Origin of the sequence: Streptomyces sp. NBC_00045, from assembly GCF_045041095.1 — a bacterium.
Taxonomy (GTDB): Bacteria; Actinomycetota; Actinomycetes; order Streptomycetales; family Streptomycetaceae; genus Streptomyces.
Genome location: NZ_CP108271.1, coordinates 4247724 through 4260634, shown reverse-complemented (window position 1 = coordinate 4260634; position 12911 = coordinate 4247724). Strand labels below are relative to the sequence as shown.

Annotated in this window: 13 protein-coding genes; 4 read left to right on the top strand and 9 right to left on the bottom strand. The window is 73.1% G+C overall.

The window, feature by feature from the left end:
* Nucleotides 1-4 precede the first annotated feature (4 nt).
* Nucleotides 5-703, bottom strand: coding sequence for a GntR family transcriptional regulator (locus tag OHA65_RS19905; protein WP_405762213.1), 699 nt, complete (start codon nucleotides 701-703; stop codon nucleotides 5-7).
* A 145-nt stretch (nucleotides 704-848) separates the two neighbouring features.
* Here OHA65_RS19905 and OHA65_RS19900 point away from each other — a divergent pair, with 145 nt between their 5' ends.
* Complete coding sequence (locus OHA65_RS19900) at nucleotides 849-2045, top strand: DUF418 domain-containing protein (RefSeq protein ID WP_327284440.1); 1197 nt, start codon at nucleotides 849-851, stop codon at nucleotides 2043-2045.
* Here the strand turns inward: OHA65_RS19900 and OHA65_RS19895 are convergent.
* The 6 genes from OHA65_RS19895 to OHA65_RS19870 form a co-directional block, all read right to left on the bottom strand.
* Nucleotides 2008-2337, bottom strand: a complete 330-nt coding sequence (locus tag OHA65_RS19895) for a protease inhibitor I42 family protein (protein WP_327284439.1) — start codon at nucleotides 2335-2337, stop codon at nucleotides 2008-2010. The genes OHA65_RS19900 and OHA65_RS19895 overlap by 38 nt on opposite strands.
* A gap of 18 nt (nucleotides 2338-2355) precedes the next feature.
* Nucleotides 2356-4248: a C1 family peptidase gene (locus tag OHA65_RS19890; protein ID WP_327284438.1), complete on the bottom strand. Its 1893-nt coding sequence runs from the start codon at nucleotides 4246-4248 to the stop codon at nucleotides 2356-2358.
* 235 nt (nucleotides 4249-4483) lie between these two features.
* The gene (locus tag OHA65_RS19885; protein ID WP_371644217.1) at nucleotides 4484-5671 is read right to left on the bottom strand and encodes a hypothetical protein; all 1188 of its coding nucleotides are present in this window, start codon (nucleotides 5669-5671) and stop codon (nucleotides 4484-4486) included.
* Between the two features lie 246 nt (nucleotides 5672-5917).
* Nucleotides 5918-7396, bottom strand: coding sequence for an MFS transporter (locus tag OHA65_RS19880; RefSeq protein ID WP_327284436.1), 1479 nt, complete (start codon nucleotides 7394-7396; stop codon nucleotides 5918-5920).
* A 101-nt stretch (nucleotides 7397-7497) separates the two neighbouring features.
* Nucleotides 7498-8481 carry an NADPH:quinone reductase gene (locus tag OHA65_RS19875; RefSeq protein WP_327284435.1) on the bottom strand — a complete coding sequence of 328 codons (984 nt, stop codon included), beginning with the start codon at nucleotides 8479-8481 and terminating at the stop codon, nucleotides 7498-7500.
* Nucleotides 8482-8663: 182 nt separating this feature from the next.
* The gene (locus OHA65_RS19870) at nucleotides 8664-9242 is read right to left on the bottom strand and encodes an NADPH-dependent FMN reductase (RefSeq protein ID WP_327284434.1); all 579 of its coding nucleotides are present in this window, start codon (nucleotides 9240-9242) and stop codon (nucleotides 8664-8666) included.
* Between the two features lie 292 nt (nucleotides 9243-9534).
* Here OHA65_RS19870 and OHA65_RS19865 point away from each other — a divergent pair, with 292 nt between their 5' ends.
* Together OHA65_RS19865 and OHA65_RS19860 are read left to right on the top strand one after the other, a co-directional pair.
* Complete coding sequence (locus OHA65_RS19865) at nucleotides 9535-10428, top strand: pirin family protein (protein ID WP_371644215.1); 894 nt, start codon at nucleotides 9535-9537, stop codon at nucleotides 10426-10428.
* A gap of 122 nt (nucleotides 10429-10550) precedes the next feature.
* A complete protein-coding gene (locus tag OHA65_RS19860; protein ID WP_371644213.1) occupies nucleotides 10551-10757 on the top strand; it encodes a hypothetical protein in 207 nt (68 codons plus the stop codon).
* A gap of 83 nt (nucleotides 10758-10840) precedes the next feature.
* Here the strand turns inward: OHA65_RS19860 and OHA65_RS19855 are convergent, their stop codons facing one another.
* Together OHA65_RS19855 and OHA65_RS19850 are read right to left on the bottom strand one after the other, a co-directional pair.
* Complete coding sequence (locus tag OHA65_RS19855) at nucleotides 10841-11392, bottom strand: DoxX family membrane protein (RefSeq protein WP_327284431.1); 552 nt, start codon at nucleotides 11390-11392, stop codon at nucleotides 10841-10843.
* 131 nt (nucleotides 11393-11523) lie between these two features.
* Complete coding sequence (locus OHA65_RS19850; RefSeq protein ID WP_327284430.1) at nucleotides 11524-12195, bottom strand: TetR/AcrR family transcriptional regulator; 672 nt, start codon at nucleotides 12193-12195, stop codon at nucleotides 11524-11526.
* A 165-nt stretch (nucleotides 12196-12360) separates the two neighbouring features.
* On the opposite strand from OHA65_RS19850, the gene OHA65_RS19845 reads away from it, so the two are divergent.
* On the top strand, nucleotides 12361-12900 hold the full coding sequence (locus tag OHA65_RS19845; protein WP_327284429.1) for an SRPBCC family protein: 540 nt from the start codon (nucleotides 12361-12363) through the stop codon (nucleotides 12898-12900).
* The last annotated feature ends 11 nt before the right edge of the window (nucleotides 12901-12911 follow it).

Genomic DNA, 12911 nt, shown 5'->3' with positions numbered 1-12911 from the left:
CCGCTCAACGGTCGGCCCTCCGCACCAGCGCCTCGACGCGGCCCACGTGGGCCCGGACGGCGGCGGCCGCAGTCTCCGCCTCCCCGGCCCGCAGCGCGTCCAGGATCTCCGTGTGCTCGGCCAGCGTCCGCTCCACCCGCTCGGGATGCCCGTGCAGCAGGGCCACGCCCATCCGCAGCTGCCGGTCGCGGAGCTGGTCGTAGAGCCGGCTCAGGATCTGGTTGCCGGCGCTGCGCACGATCTCGGCGTGGAAGCCCCGGTCGGCGGCCATCAGCGCGGGCAGGTCCCCCGACTCGGCGTGCCGGCGCTGCTCCTCGACCAGGGCGGCGAGCCGCTCCAGCAGGCCGGGCGGCGCCGGCACGGCCCTGCGTACGGTGAACTCCTCGACCAGCAACCGCGTTTCGATGACGTCGGCGATCTCCTGTGCGGAGACCGGCAGCACCAGAGCGCCCTTCTTCGGGTACAGCTTCAGCAGCCCCTCGGTCTCCAGCCGCAGCAGCGCCTCGCGGACCGGCGTACGGGACACCCCGACGGCGTCGGCGAGTTCGCCCTCGGTGAGGAGGGTGCCGCCCTCGTAGCGGCGGTCCACCAGTACGGCCTGTTTGACGTGCCGGTAGACGCGTTCGGCGGCGGTGACGGAGGTCGACCCGGTGGCCGGGGCGGTGGTCGCGGCGGTCGCAGCGGCGGGTGCGGCTGATGGCATGCGCACAGGATAGATACATGAACAGTGCAACGGTTTCCCCGTCCGCGATGCGGACGGCGGGCCCGCGCCGCTGCATCGAAGGATGTACCCGGTCTTCGTTCACCCGCAGGACGTACGGGCCACCGCCCGCCGGGACGCTGGAGCCATGGCCCACACCACCCTCCCCGCCCCCGGGGTGACCACGACCCGGCTCCCCCTCCTCGACGTCCTGCGCGGGGCCGCCATCCTCGGCACGCTCATGACCAACGTCTGGATCTTCGCCTCCCCCGGCTCCGAACGGGCCGTGCTCCAGGGCGGACTGACCCTGCCCGACCCGGTCTCCGACCCCTCCGCCGCGAACATCGCCGAGGCGCTCTTCCGGTTCCTCGCCGACGGGAAGTTCCTGTCCCTCCTGACCATCCTGTTCGGGGTGGGCCTGGCCATCCAGTACGACTCCGCCGCCCGCCGCGGCGAACCGTGGCCGGGCCGCTACCCGCGACGCGCCGCGTTCCTCTTCCTGGAGGGCACCGTCCACTTCGTCCTCGTCTTCGCCTGGGACGTCCTGATGGGGTACGCCGTCACCGCCCTGCTCGTGGCCCGGCTGCTCGCCCGCTCCGAGACGGTGCAGCGGGCCGCGATGTGGACCGCGGGCGCACTCCACCTGGCCCTGATCGGCCTCGTGACGCTCGGGAACCTGGCCGAGCCGGACCACGGGCCCAAGGCTGCGGACCCCTCGGCGGTCGAGCTGTACGCCCACGGCGGCTACCTCGACCAGATCGGCTTCCGGCTCGACCACGCCCTCGCGCTGCGCATCGAGCCCGTCTTCTCCTTCGGACTGCTGGTCTTCCTCTTCCTCCTCGGCGTCCGACTGCACCGCGCCGGCGCCTTCGCACCGACCGCCGCCGGGCGCCGCATCCGGGTCCGGATGGCCGCCTGGGGCCTCGGCCTCGGGCTGCCGCTCGGCGCCGCCGCCGCGCTCGGCGGCCACGACCTCTTCGTCCTGGGCCGCTACGGCATCGCCCCGCTGATCTCCGTCGGGTACATCGGCCTGATCGGCTGCGCCCTGGACCGGTTCCGGGTGCCCGGGGCCGGCGCCCTCGCCTCCGTCGGGCGCACCGCCCTGTCCTGCTACGTCGGCCAGAACCTGCTCTGCATGCTGCTCTGCTACGGCATCGGGCTGGGCCTCGCCGACCGGATGGCCGGGAGCGGGCCCTGGTGGGTGATGGGCCTGTGGGCCGCGGTGAGCCTCGCCCTGCTCACCGCGTCCCGACTGTGGCTGCGCCACTTCGACCGGGGCCCGCTGGAGGCCGTACAGCACCGGGCCCTCAGGGCGCGGGCGCCGCGCCCCCGTCCGCAGCCGTGACCTCCACCTCCAGGACGAATTCGTCGTACGGGGCCTCCTGCGGGTAGGGCGGGCGGATCTGCGCGAAGCGGATCCGGGCCCGCCCGCCCGGACAGCGGCCGTGGACGACGTACGTCCGCTCCAACGGCGCACCCGGGAGGACCTGCACGGGCGGCGGCGGTGCCTCGTCCACGGAGACGGCGTCCGCGTCCCCGCTGACCTGCCAGGTCCACACGTACCCGCGTGCCCCGCGCCCGGTGAGCCGCAGCTCGTACGACTCACCGGCGCCGAGCGCTACCTTGCGCACCTCCACCCGCGACGACCTCCCCGCTCAGGCGGAACCGATCACCGGCCCCTCGTGCCAGCCCGACCCTCCCCCAGACCCCGTCCAGGAGGTGCCCCCGCGCCAGTAGTGCTGCAGCTGCCGGTCCGCGCGCAGGACGATGACCTCCAGGTTGAACCCGAAACTGCCCTGGAGCATCCCGGTGACCGCGAGCGCGTCGTGACCGAAGACGGCGCTGCGGCTCCAGGCGGAGCCGGAGGCGTTGCCCCGCCACCAGTGCTCGACCCGGCCGCCGGCGCCCACCGCACATAGCTCGTAGTTCCCGGCGGTGTCCTCGTCCAGCGCCCCGTACTGCGCCTCGATCAGACAGGGCGCGGAGGTGATCGCGCTGCCGAAGACCTCACCGGGGCGCCAGACGAAACCGTTCGGGTCGTCGCGCCACCACAGCTGCATCCGGCCGTCCGTACGGGTGGCGACGAGGTCGAGGTGGCGGCTGCGCGTCTGGACCAGGGCGGGCCCGAAGTGGGCGATGCCGGAGGCGAAGCGCCCGCCGTCGTTCCAGGTCCAGGGGGCGCCGTTGATCCGCCACCAGTGGTTCAGCCGGCCGTCGGCGGTGCGGACGACCACCTCGAAGTTGCCCGGCTTGCCGTAGTCGCTCTGGATGAACGCCGGGGTCGAACCGATCGCCGCGTCGCCCGGCCCGAAGGCGCCGCCGTCGCGCCAGACCCCGCCGGACTGCTCGTAGAAGAAGTGGCGCAACCGGCCGCCGGTGGTCACGTGCAGCGACTCCATGTTCCGGTTGTACGTGGTCCCGGTGAAGGCGGGCTGCCCGGAGACGTCGTTCGCGTACGCCCGGGCGCGGGCCCACGGGAAGGGGGCGTCGCCCTCGCGCCACCAGTGCTGGAGGCGGCCGCCGTCGGCGGTGGCGAGCATCTCGAAGTTGCGGTGGGCGCGGCCGTTCCCGCTCTCGTACACGTTTCCGGCGTGCAGACGGCGCTTGCTCCACGGATCGATGTTGGTGCCGCGCAGCCCGCACTTGGCCCAGTGGTCGATGTTGACCTCGCCGTAGGCGATCCGCCCGTACCCGCCGACGTGGTAGCCCGGCCCCCAGGAGTTCTTGAACAGCCAGCAGCCCGCGGCGTCGTCGTAGCCGACGATCAGCACGCAGTGGCCGCCCGCGAGGCGGTCGCTGGTGCGGTGGTAGACGCCGGAGCCGAGCCCGAAGAAGTCGTCGTACACGTCGAAGCACGCGGTCAGCGGGCCGACGGTGTCGAGCCAGACCTTCTGCTGCTCCACCTCACCGAGGCGGACGTAGTCGGTGATCCGGACGGTACGGCCCGACCGGTCCCAGCTGGGGGTGTACTCGGCGCGCCAGGCGTCACGGCGGTCGGCCGGGACGGTGGACGGGGGCGGCGAATAGGGCCAGCAGTCCGGGTCGGCCAGACCGCCGTTCCCCTTGATCCAGTCGAGGGCCGTCTCGGGGTTGGAACCCTGGCCACAGGTGGACTTCAGACCGTCGTGGACGTCCCCCTCCGACCGCTCCGCCCAGACGCCGTGCTCGATGCGGGCCATCGACTCGACCAGGCCCGCGGCCCCGAAGGCCCAGCAGGAACCGCACGGGTTCTGGTCCTTGACCTTGGTGATCCAGGGCCAGCCCCAGCGGCTGCGCCAGTCGACGGCGGCGGGACGGCCTCCGACGACCGGTCCCCGCGCGTCGGGCAGCAACCCGTGGGCGGCCCGGCGCCGGGTGAGGTGCGGATTACCGCTCTCGTGCCCGATCAGCTCCCGCAGATCGACGGCGCCCGCCTCCTCGGCGGGCGTGAGGTTCGCCCCGGGCTCCAGGCCGAGGGAAGGCCGCGGCACGGCCTCCTCGTCGGCGAGGTGCTCGATGACGGACCAGCGCGCCCCGTGCTCCACGAGCTGTGCACGCAGCTCCCCCACCGTCTGAACGGATCCTGACTCCGACTCTGATCCTGACTCGACAGACTGCTCCGGCATACCGGCCCCCCAGCTGCAACCGTTCTGATGCGAGACCCGGGAGCGTCCACCGGGCGGTGGGGCGCGTCAAGGGTGTTCACGAGGTCGCGCGGTCGCACGGGGGGGGTGTACGGAGGTCGCCCGTCCGCCCCCGGCATCAGAGGGACACCGGGGGCGGACGGGCGCATGGCGCGCAGCGCTAGTCGAGCGGGGCCGCCGGGGCCGCGGGGGCCGCGGCGGGCATGCCGGGCAGACCGAGGCCGGTGAAGAGGGCGGCCACGGTGGCGCCGAGGTCGGCCACGACGTTCGTGGCCTTGGCCTTGGCGTCGGTCGTGCAGCCGCAGGGGCCGGCCGCCTTGGCGACTTCGTCGACGGACGCCTTGAGGTGGTCGACGGCGGCGGTCACGACGTCCAGACGGGTGCGGTTCACGGCCCGGGGCATCGAGACGGCGGGGACGACCGCCGGCACCGCGGCCGGGAGCGTGACGGGCTTGGCGGCCTCGGCAGGCGGCTTCACGGCCTCGACCGGCGGCTTGGCCACCTCGACCGGAGGCTTCGCGGCTTCGACCGGCGGCTTCACTGCCTGCACCGGGGGCTTCGCAGCCTCTACCGGAGGCTTCGCGGCCTCGGCCGGCGGCTTGGCGGCCTCCACCGGCGGCTTCGCAGCCTCAACCGGAGGCTTCGCGGCCTCGGCCGGCGGCTTCACTGCCTGCACCGGAGGCTTCGCAGCCTCAGCCGGAGGCTTCGCGGCCTCGGCCGGCGGCTTCGCGGCTTCCACTGGAGGCTTGGCGGCCCCAACCGGAGGCTTCGCAGCCTCGGCCGGAGGCTTCGCAGCTTCCACCGGAGGCTTCACGGCCTCGGCCGGCGGCTTCGCGGCCTCCACCGGAGGCTTCACGGCCTCCACCGGAGGCTTCGCGGCCTCAACCGGCGGCTTTGCGACCTCCGACGGCGGCTCGTCCGGCGGGGTGTCGTCCGTCGGAGACTTCGGCAGGACCACCTGGGTCACCGGCAGGTTCGCCGGTTGCTTGGTCGCGGCCCCGGGCGCCGCGGGGGCCGCCGCCGGGGCGGCTGCCGCGAAGGTCTTCTTCAGGCCGGCGAGCGCCGCCTCGATCTTCTGCTTGTGCGCGGCCAGGTCCGCGTCCGCAAGCTTGCCGTCCGGTGACCTCAGGACCTCCCCGAGGAAGTTGGTGACGGGGGTGATCAGGCTGCCGGCGGCCCCCAAGGACTCCACCTGCGCGGTCAGCGCCTCGGCGCCGGGGATGGCCTTCTTCGCCGCCGGCGGGGCCGCCTTGGTGGGGGCGTCGGCGGCACCGGCCAGGGCGGGGGACACGGTCAGCAGCGACACGCAGAGGGCCGCGGGGAGGGTGTAGCGGGTGATGCGGTGCAAGAGCTCACTCCTGTTCAGAGTCGGGAGGGGCACGGGACCTGCCCCTGTCCACTCACCGCCACCCGGTCACATTCGGCAACCGGAAACCGGGCCGCGCACCCCTGGAAATGCACCGCGGACCGGCCGTTTTAGCCCCCGTGACCTGCATGAATCTCTTTCACTCCACTGCTTGCTGCACCCGTGAAGCCATCACCTTGCGTGAGCGTCACGGTGTCCGGGACCTCCACCCCGGCCTGCCCCCCTTGGTCAGGCCGGAGTGGAGGAGTGTTCTGCCTGCCGGTCGGCGGCCCGCGCCCCGGCCCGGCGGACGGAGCGCCGGTCCGGCGCGAGCCCGTACCCGGCCAGGCCGATGGCCAGCAGGAACACCACGCAGGCCGCCTCGAAGGCGAACGCGTACCCGCCCGTTGCGGCGGCCGGATCCCCGGCGGCCAGCAGGGAGGCCGTCCGGGCGTCGGCGGCGGAGGTGATCAGGGCGAGGCTGATGGTCGGCCCGGCCAGGATGGCCGTGTTGACCACCGCCCCGGCCAGCGCGGACTGCTCCTCCGGGACCCCGCTGACGGCACCCACCACCGCGGCGGACATCAGCGTGCCGATGCCGGCCGACAGGATGACCAGGCCGGCCAGGACGCAGGGGGTCGAGCCCGTACGCAGCCCCACTCCGCCGATCAGGAACAACCCGGCGGCGATGACGGCCAGTCCTGCGACCGCCACCGCTCGGACCCCGTGGCGGGCGACGATCCGCCCCGCGACGAAGCCGACACCGAGCAGCATCGCGCTGTACGGGATGAAGGCCAGCGCGTTCTGGAAGGCCGAATAGCCGCGTACCTGCTGGAAGTAGAGGGCCAGCAGGAAGGCGGTGCTGGCGCCGATGGCCGGGCCGAGCAGCGCGCAGACGAGGGCGGTCGCCCGGCGGCGCGAGGCGAGGAAGCCGAGCGGCAGCAGGGGTGCGCGGACGCGCTGCTGGGCGGCGACGAACACAGCGAGCAGGACCGCTCCGAGGGCGAGCGGGGCGAGGACCTGGGCGGCGGTCCAGCCGTGCGGGCCGACCATCACGAGGCCGTAGCCGAGGGTGGAGAGCCCGAGGGTGGCGAGCACCGCACCGAGGAGGTCCACGGGGACCCGTACGGGAGCCGGCCCGGTCGGCAACGAGCGGGGGGCGAGGGCCAGTACGGCCGTGGCCGCGGCGGCGAGCAGTGCGAAGCTCCACCGCCAGGTCAGCCAGGTGACGAGCGCTCCGCTGAGGACGATGCCGACGGCGGCGCCGAGGCTGGCCAGCAGGCCCCAGCGGGCCAGGGCGGCGGCCCTGGCCCGGCTTTCGGGGAAGACGACCCGCAGCAGGGCCATGGCCGCGGGGGCGGCGAGGGCGGCCCCGCAGCCCTGGAGGAAGCGGGCGGCGAGGACGGCGTGGGAGCTGGGGGCGAGCGCCGCGGCGAGCGAGGCGACGGCGAACAGGGCCGTGCCCCGAGAGAACAGCCGACGCTGTCCGATCCGGTCGGTGAGCCGGCCTCCGAGCAGCAGCAGGCCGCTGAAGGCGAGGCCGTAGGCGGCGCTGTCGAGGATGAGGTCGATCCGGCTCAGGCCGAGTTCCCGCTGCATGGCCGGACCGGCGGCGAACGTCACCGACACCGAGGCGTTGAGCAGGAGTTGCACGGCGCCGAGGATCGCGAACCGCGCCCAGGTGCTGCGCGGGGCGGCCAGGGCCCGGGCCTCTGGGGAATCGTCCATGCCGCGAGTCTGGCAGTCGCTGACAGCAGCGGGGGGCGCCGCCGGCTCAGTCCGTCAGGTCTGCCGGCAGCTGCGCCGCCGCGTGCGGGGCGGAGCCGTCGTCAGGACTCCTTCGGCAGCAATACGACGCGGCTGCCGTGCAGTTCGCCGTCCTCGATGCGCCGGTGCGTACGGGCCGCGTCCGACAGCGGGACCCGCTCTACGGAGCGGGCGCGCAGCCTGCCGTTCGCCAGCAGGCGGTTGATCGAACCGGCGGCCTCGGCGAGTTCGGCCGCGGTGGCGTGCGAGATCACGAAGCCGACGACGGAGCCGTCCTTCATGTAGAGCGGCCCGGCCGGCAGGACGGGCTGGGAGCGGGCGCCGGCGAGGAGCACGATCCGGCCGCGGGGGGCGAGCAGCGCGACCGCGCCGGCCAGGTCGTTCGTCCCGGAGGTGTCGACGTGGACGTCGATGCCCTCCGGGCTGAACTCCCGTATGCGGTCGGCGAGGTCCGGGTCCTTGTAGTCGAAGACGGCTTCGGCGCCGAGCGCGAGGCAGTGCCCGGCGTCACGCGCACCGGCGGTGGCGATGACCCGGGCGCCCGCCTCCACGGCCATGACGATCAGGGCGCTGCCCACGTTCCCGGCGGCGCCGGCGACGAGCACGGTCTCGCCGGGGCGGACGCGGCCGTGGGTGAACAGGGCGAGGTACGCGGTGCCGGCGGGGTGCACGACCGCGACGGCCTCGGCGGCGTCCACGGCTGCGGGCAGGCGGTAGAGCCGGTCGACGGGGACGACGGCCAGCTCGGCGGCGGCGCCCTGGCGGCCGCCGTGGCCGAGGCTGTTGCACCAGACGCGGTCCCCGGGGGCGAAGCCGGCCGCTCCGGGGCCGGCCGCCACCACGGTGCCGACCAGGTCGCGGCCGATCACGAACGGGAACTCGACGGGGGTGCGGAAGAGGCCGGACCGTACGAAGGTGTCCACCGGGTTGACGGACACCGCCTCGACCTCGACCAGGACATCCGTGGGGCCGGGGGCCGGAGGGACGATCTCGCCGTAGCGGATGTTCTCGGCGGGGCCCAGTTCTTCGATGAAAGCTGCACGCATGGCGCGATCCTCGCAAGGGCCGGCGGCGTTCGGGCAGCGTGCGGCGAAGGCTTCGTCAACTCCCGGAAGCAGCCGCGCGGCACCGGGATCCGGGCATGGCCGAAGGGCCGCTACGGGGGTGTGAGCGGCCCTTCGGAGAGGGGGGAGCAGTGCAGGAGCTGGCGACTCCGGCCTGGGGTGGATCAGAGGCCGGCCTCGGCGATGGCGCGAGTCTCGCGGATCTTCGTACCGAGCGCGGAGAGCAGCTGCTGGAGGATCTCGACGGTGGTGTCGTCGGTCAGGTTGCCGTGCTCGTCGAAGCGCTCGTGGGCGCGGAAGATCTGCAGCTCGGGCTTGCCGACGACCTTGGAGTCCGTCCACAGGAACATCTGGCGCAGCGCGAGCTGGGCGCGGACGGTGCCGAAGTTGGTCGGGGCGGCGCCGGCGATGGCGACCGGCTTGCCGGTCAGCGAGGAGGCGAGGGCCGGGCGGCTCGCCCAGTCCAGGGCGTTCTTCAGGACACCGGGGATCCCGTAGTTGTACTCGGGGGTGGCGATGAAGAGGCCGTCCGCCTCGGCGATGCGGCGACGCAGGTCGGCGACGGCGACCGGCGCCGGGTCGACGTCGTGGTCGGTGTCGTAGGGCGGGATGTCGCGCAGGCCCTCGTAGATCTCGATGGCCAGGTCACCGGGGGCGAACTTCTGGGCGGCGCGCACGAGGGCGCTGTTGTACGAGGCGCCGCGCAGGCTGCCGGAGATGGCCAGGATCTTGAGCTCGGGCATGAACTGTCCTTCCGCGAAGGTGACATGCGCAGCGAATGCCGTGCCCGGCATGCCCCTGCGAGATGAACGTCGGTGAATGAGCTGGAGTCTGTCCGCGCACGGGACGCACCGACAACGGCGGACGGCCGTATCTGTCATCTATCGGCGGGCGGGTCGGTGCTCAGGACTTGATCGAGGACGGTCTCTCCCGTATAACTGACCTCGAACTGAACTGAACTGTATGGTTCACGTCCCACACGTCAGCTCATCACCGCCGGACCGCGACGACCGCGAACGAACGAGAGAAGGCATCATGACCACCCTGGGTTCCGCCACCGCCACCGCCACCGCGATCCGTTCGGTGGTCGACGTGCTGCAGCCGGTGCACACGCTGGAGGGCGAGGGCTTCCCGGTCCGCCGCCCCTTCCCCACCCCGCGGATCCCGCAGCTGGACCCGTTCCTGATGGTCGACCAGGTCGGCCCGGTGGACCTCGGCCCGGGCGAGCCCAAGGGCGCCCCCGACCACCCGCACCGCGGCTTCGAGACCATCGCGTACGTCCTGGAGGGCGACATCGAGTACGCGGACTCCACCGGCAGCCGCGGCGTCGTACCGCCCGGGGCCGTGCAGTGGCTGACGGCGGGCGCGGGCGTGGTGCACTCGGCCCAGCCGACCGACGCCTTCCGCGCGGCGGGGGGCCTCCAGCACAACCTCCAGATCTGGGTGAACCTGCCGGCCGCCCGCAAGGGACTGCGTCCGCGCACCCAGAACCGCACGGCGGAGCAGATCCCGGTGGTCCGCACCCTGGACGGGTCCTGGTTCAAGGTCATCGCGGGCTCCGCGCTCGGCGTGACCGGGCCCTTCGACACGCAGGTCCCGGTGACGGTCGTGCACGCCTCCATCGCGCCGGGCGCAAGCGCCGAACTCCCGGCGCCGGCGGGCCGCAACGCGGCGGTGTACGTCCTGTCGGGCAGCGGCAGGGTCGCCGCGAGCGAGCTGGCCGACGGGGAACTGGCCGTCCTCGCCGACGACGGCGACACGGTCCACGTCGAGGGCGGCCCGATCGGCGCCGACCTGCTCTTCCTGACGGGCGAGCCGATCGGCGAACCGGTGTTCCGCGCAGGCCCGTTCGTGATGAACACCGCCGAGGAGATCGACCAGGCCTTCGACGACTACGCGGCGGACCGCCTGGGCCGCTACGAGGACTGATCCCGACCCGCACAACAGACCACAACGGGGGGCACCCCGCCGACTCCCGGCGGGTGCCCCCGGTGGCATTTCGGGGCCCGAAGATACGATCTTCGGCAGGTGCAGGGCTCGGAGGGGGCGTCATGAGGCTGTTCTGGCTGGTGTGGCTGGCGCGTCACTTCGGGGAATTCGGCTACAGCCGAGGGCCGTTGCACGGGGCGATCGGCACGGCGGCCACGCCGTTCAGCGCCCTGCTCCTCGGGTACGCCCTGCGGCGCCACGAGGTGGCCGCGCTGGCCGCCGGCGCCGTGGTGGGCGTCGGGGGAATCACCTGGCTGGCCCTGCACTGACACTGCCGCCGCGACGCCGGCGCAAACGCAGGCCGGCGCAAACGCAGGCCGGCACAGACGCAGGCCGGCGCAAACGGCTGCGGTCAGTCGCGCAGGAGGACGACCGCGAGGCCCGCCATCACGCCCAGCAGGACGCCGAGCACGCCGTACCTCGGCCGCGACTCGCGCAGTACGGGGAGGAAGTGGTCCGCGGAGAAGCGGCCCGGCCCGATGAGGGTCAGGGCCACGACCCCGGCCAGCAGCACCAATTCGAGCTCCACTCCCTTGGGGGCGAAGTAGGCGCCAAGGCCCCGCACGGCGAGGACGTTGACGAACACGCCGATCAGTGCCGCACCCGCCAGCGGGGTGAGCAGGCCGAGGGCGAGGCCGAGCCCGCCCAGGGTCTCGGACAGGCCGGCGACGACGGCCGTGGTCTTCCCGGCCGGGTAACCGCTCGCGGTGAAGCCCTTGCCGAACGCGTCGAGGCCCGGGCCGCCGAACCAGCCGAAGAGCTTCTGCGTGCCGTGGCCGGCCATGGTCAGGCCCACGACCAGCCGCAGCACGAGCAGGCCGACGTCATGGGCGACGGTGGTGACGGGAACGGCGGGGCCCGAGGCGGCGCTGAGGAGCGAGCGGTCCCATTGCTGCGACGTCATGAACGTCCGTCCGTTCTTCCGCTCCTGCGTCACCCGTGCGCGACGGCCACCCTAGGACGCCCGGAGGCCATGGCCCCGGCGAAACGGCGGGCGGCAGGCGCGGTGACCCGTTCGGCCCCCTTCGGCCCCGGTCAGACCTCGCTCACGGCGTACTGGTGGAGGAACATGTCCACGCCGCCCTGGACGAGGCGCTCCGCGAGGTCCGCGTCGAGGGCGGTGCCGTACACCCCGTAGACGAGGTGGGGGGACAGGACCAGGCCCGAGAGCTGGAGGACGGCCAGCTCCATGTCCGGGATGCGGAGCAGGCCGCGGTCGTCGAGCCGGCCGAGGGCCGTGGCCAGGGCCGCGTGCTGGCGGCCGGGGCCCTCCTCCTGCCAGGTGGTGCCGAGCTCCGGGAAGCGGTGGCGCTCGCCCGCGATCACGTTGCGCAGCGCTAGCACCTCCGGGGTGGTGAGGCCGGCGACCCAGGTGCGGCAGGCCTCCAGCAGGTCGGTGCGGACGTCGTCCGACTCGGCGAGCTTGGCCTGGATCACCGACTGGGCCACCTCCAGCGCCTCGTCGAGCGTCTGCCCGATCACGGCGTTGAAGAGGTTCTCCTTGCTGCCGAAGTGGTTGTAGATGGTGACCTTGGAGACGCCGGCCTCGGCGGCGAGCTGGTCCACTCCGGCCCCGAAGCCCTCGCGCAGGAACACGGTGCGCGCCGCCTCCAGGATGGCCTCGCGCTTGCGCGCCGCGCGCGCCCCCGTGGGAACGGCCTGGTGGGCGTCGTTGGCGCTGGTCCGTGCGCTGGTCCGTGCGGTCATGTCGATCCCTACTCCTCGGGGGTGCGGGCCCCAGTCTAGATCCCAACTGAACTGTACCGTTGCGTTCAATTGAACTGAACTGTATGGTTCAGGAAGTGGGAGGCGCCAAACACGGCGCCAATACACCGCAGTTGAGACGTTCCAGTCCAAAGGAGGCCCATCCCCATGAGCGACACCCAGACGCCCCTCTTCCGGTCGCGAGCCCAGATCCACGTGTCCGCCACGCCGGCCGAGGTGTACGCCGTGGTAACCGACCTGGCCCGCAGCGGCGAGTGGAGCCCCGAGTGCCTCGGCGGGGAATGGACCACCGGCACCCCCGGCGCGGTCGGCTCGGTGTTCCACGGCGAGAACGAGCGCAGCGAGGACGTCGTCTCCTGGGCGCCGGTGGTGCGCGGCAAGTGGTCGACCTACGCCGAGGTCGTCGCCGCCGAGCCGGGCCGGACCTTCCAGTGGGCCATGCACAACAGCTCCGGCGAGAAGCAGGACAGCATCTGGGGCTTCTCCATCGAGGCCGACGGCGAAGGCAGCCTCCTGGTCCACCACTTCCGGATGGGCGCCGCCACCGAGGGGATCACCGGCATCACCGCCGAGATGGACGGGGGCGAGAAGCAGCAGTTCTTCACCGAGTGGGGCGAGAAGGTGGCCGGCGACCTCGCCACGACCCTCGAACGCATCAAGGTCGTCATCGAAAAGGACCTCGCCTAGCAGGACCCATC

What these genes read in the sequence shown, in the direction of transcription:
- OHA65_RS19900 (WP_327284440.1), top strand. Translation starts at nt 849, where the DNA reads ATGGCCCACACCACCCTCCCCGCCCCCGGGGTGACCACGACCCGGCTC.
- OHA65_RS19875 (WP_327284435.1), bottom strand. Translation starts at nt 8,481, where the DNA reads ATGCGTGCAGCTTTCATCGAAGAACTGGGCCCCGCCGAGAACATCCGC.
- OHA65_RS19905 (WP_405762213.1), bottom strand. Translation starts at nt 703, where the DNA reads ATGCCATCAGCCGCACCCGCCGCTGCGACCGCCGCGACCACCGCCCCG.
- OHA65_RS19870 (WP_327284434.1), bottom strand. Translation starts at nt 9,242, where the DNA reads ATGCCCGAGCTCAAGATCCTGGCCATCTCCGGCAGCCTGCGCGGCGCC.
- OHA65_RS19880 (WP_327284436.1), bottom strand. Translation starts at nt 7,396, where the DNA reads ATGGACGATTCCCCAGAGGCCCGGGCCCTGGCCGCCCCGCGCAGCACC.
- OHA65_RS19855 (WP_327284431.1), bottom strand. Translation starts at nt 11,392, where the DNA reads ATGACGTCGCAGCAATGGGACCGCTCGCTCCTCAGCGCCGCCTCGGGC.
- OHA65_RS19850 (WP_327284430.1), bottom strand. Translation starts at nt 12,195, where the DNA reads ATGACCGCACGGACCAGCGCACGGACCAGCGCCAACGACGCCCACCAG.
- OHA65_RS19865 (WP_371644215.1), top strand. Translation starts at nt 9,535, where the DNA reads ATGACCACCCTGGGTTCCGCCACCGCCACCGCCACCGCGATCCGTTCG.
- OHA65_RS19860 (WP_371644213.1), top strand. Translation starts at nt 10,551, where the DNA reads ATGAGGCTGTTCTGGCTGGTGTGGCTGGCGCGTCACTTCGGGGAATTC.
- OHA65_RS19845 (WP_327284429.1), top strand. Translation starts at nt 12,361, where the DNA reads ATGAGCGACACCCAGACGCCCCTCTTCCGGTCGCGAGCCCAGATCCAC.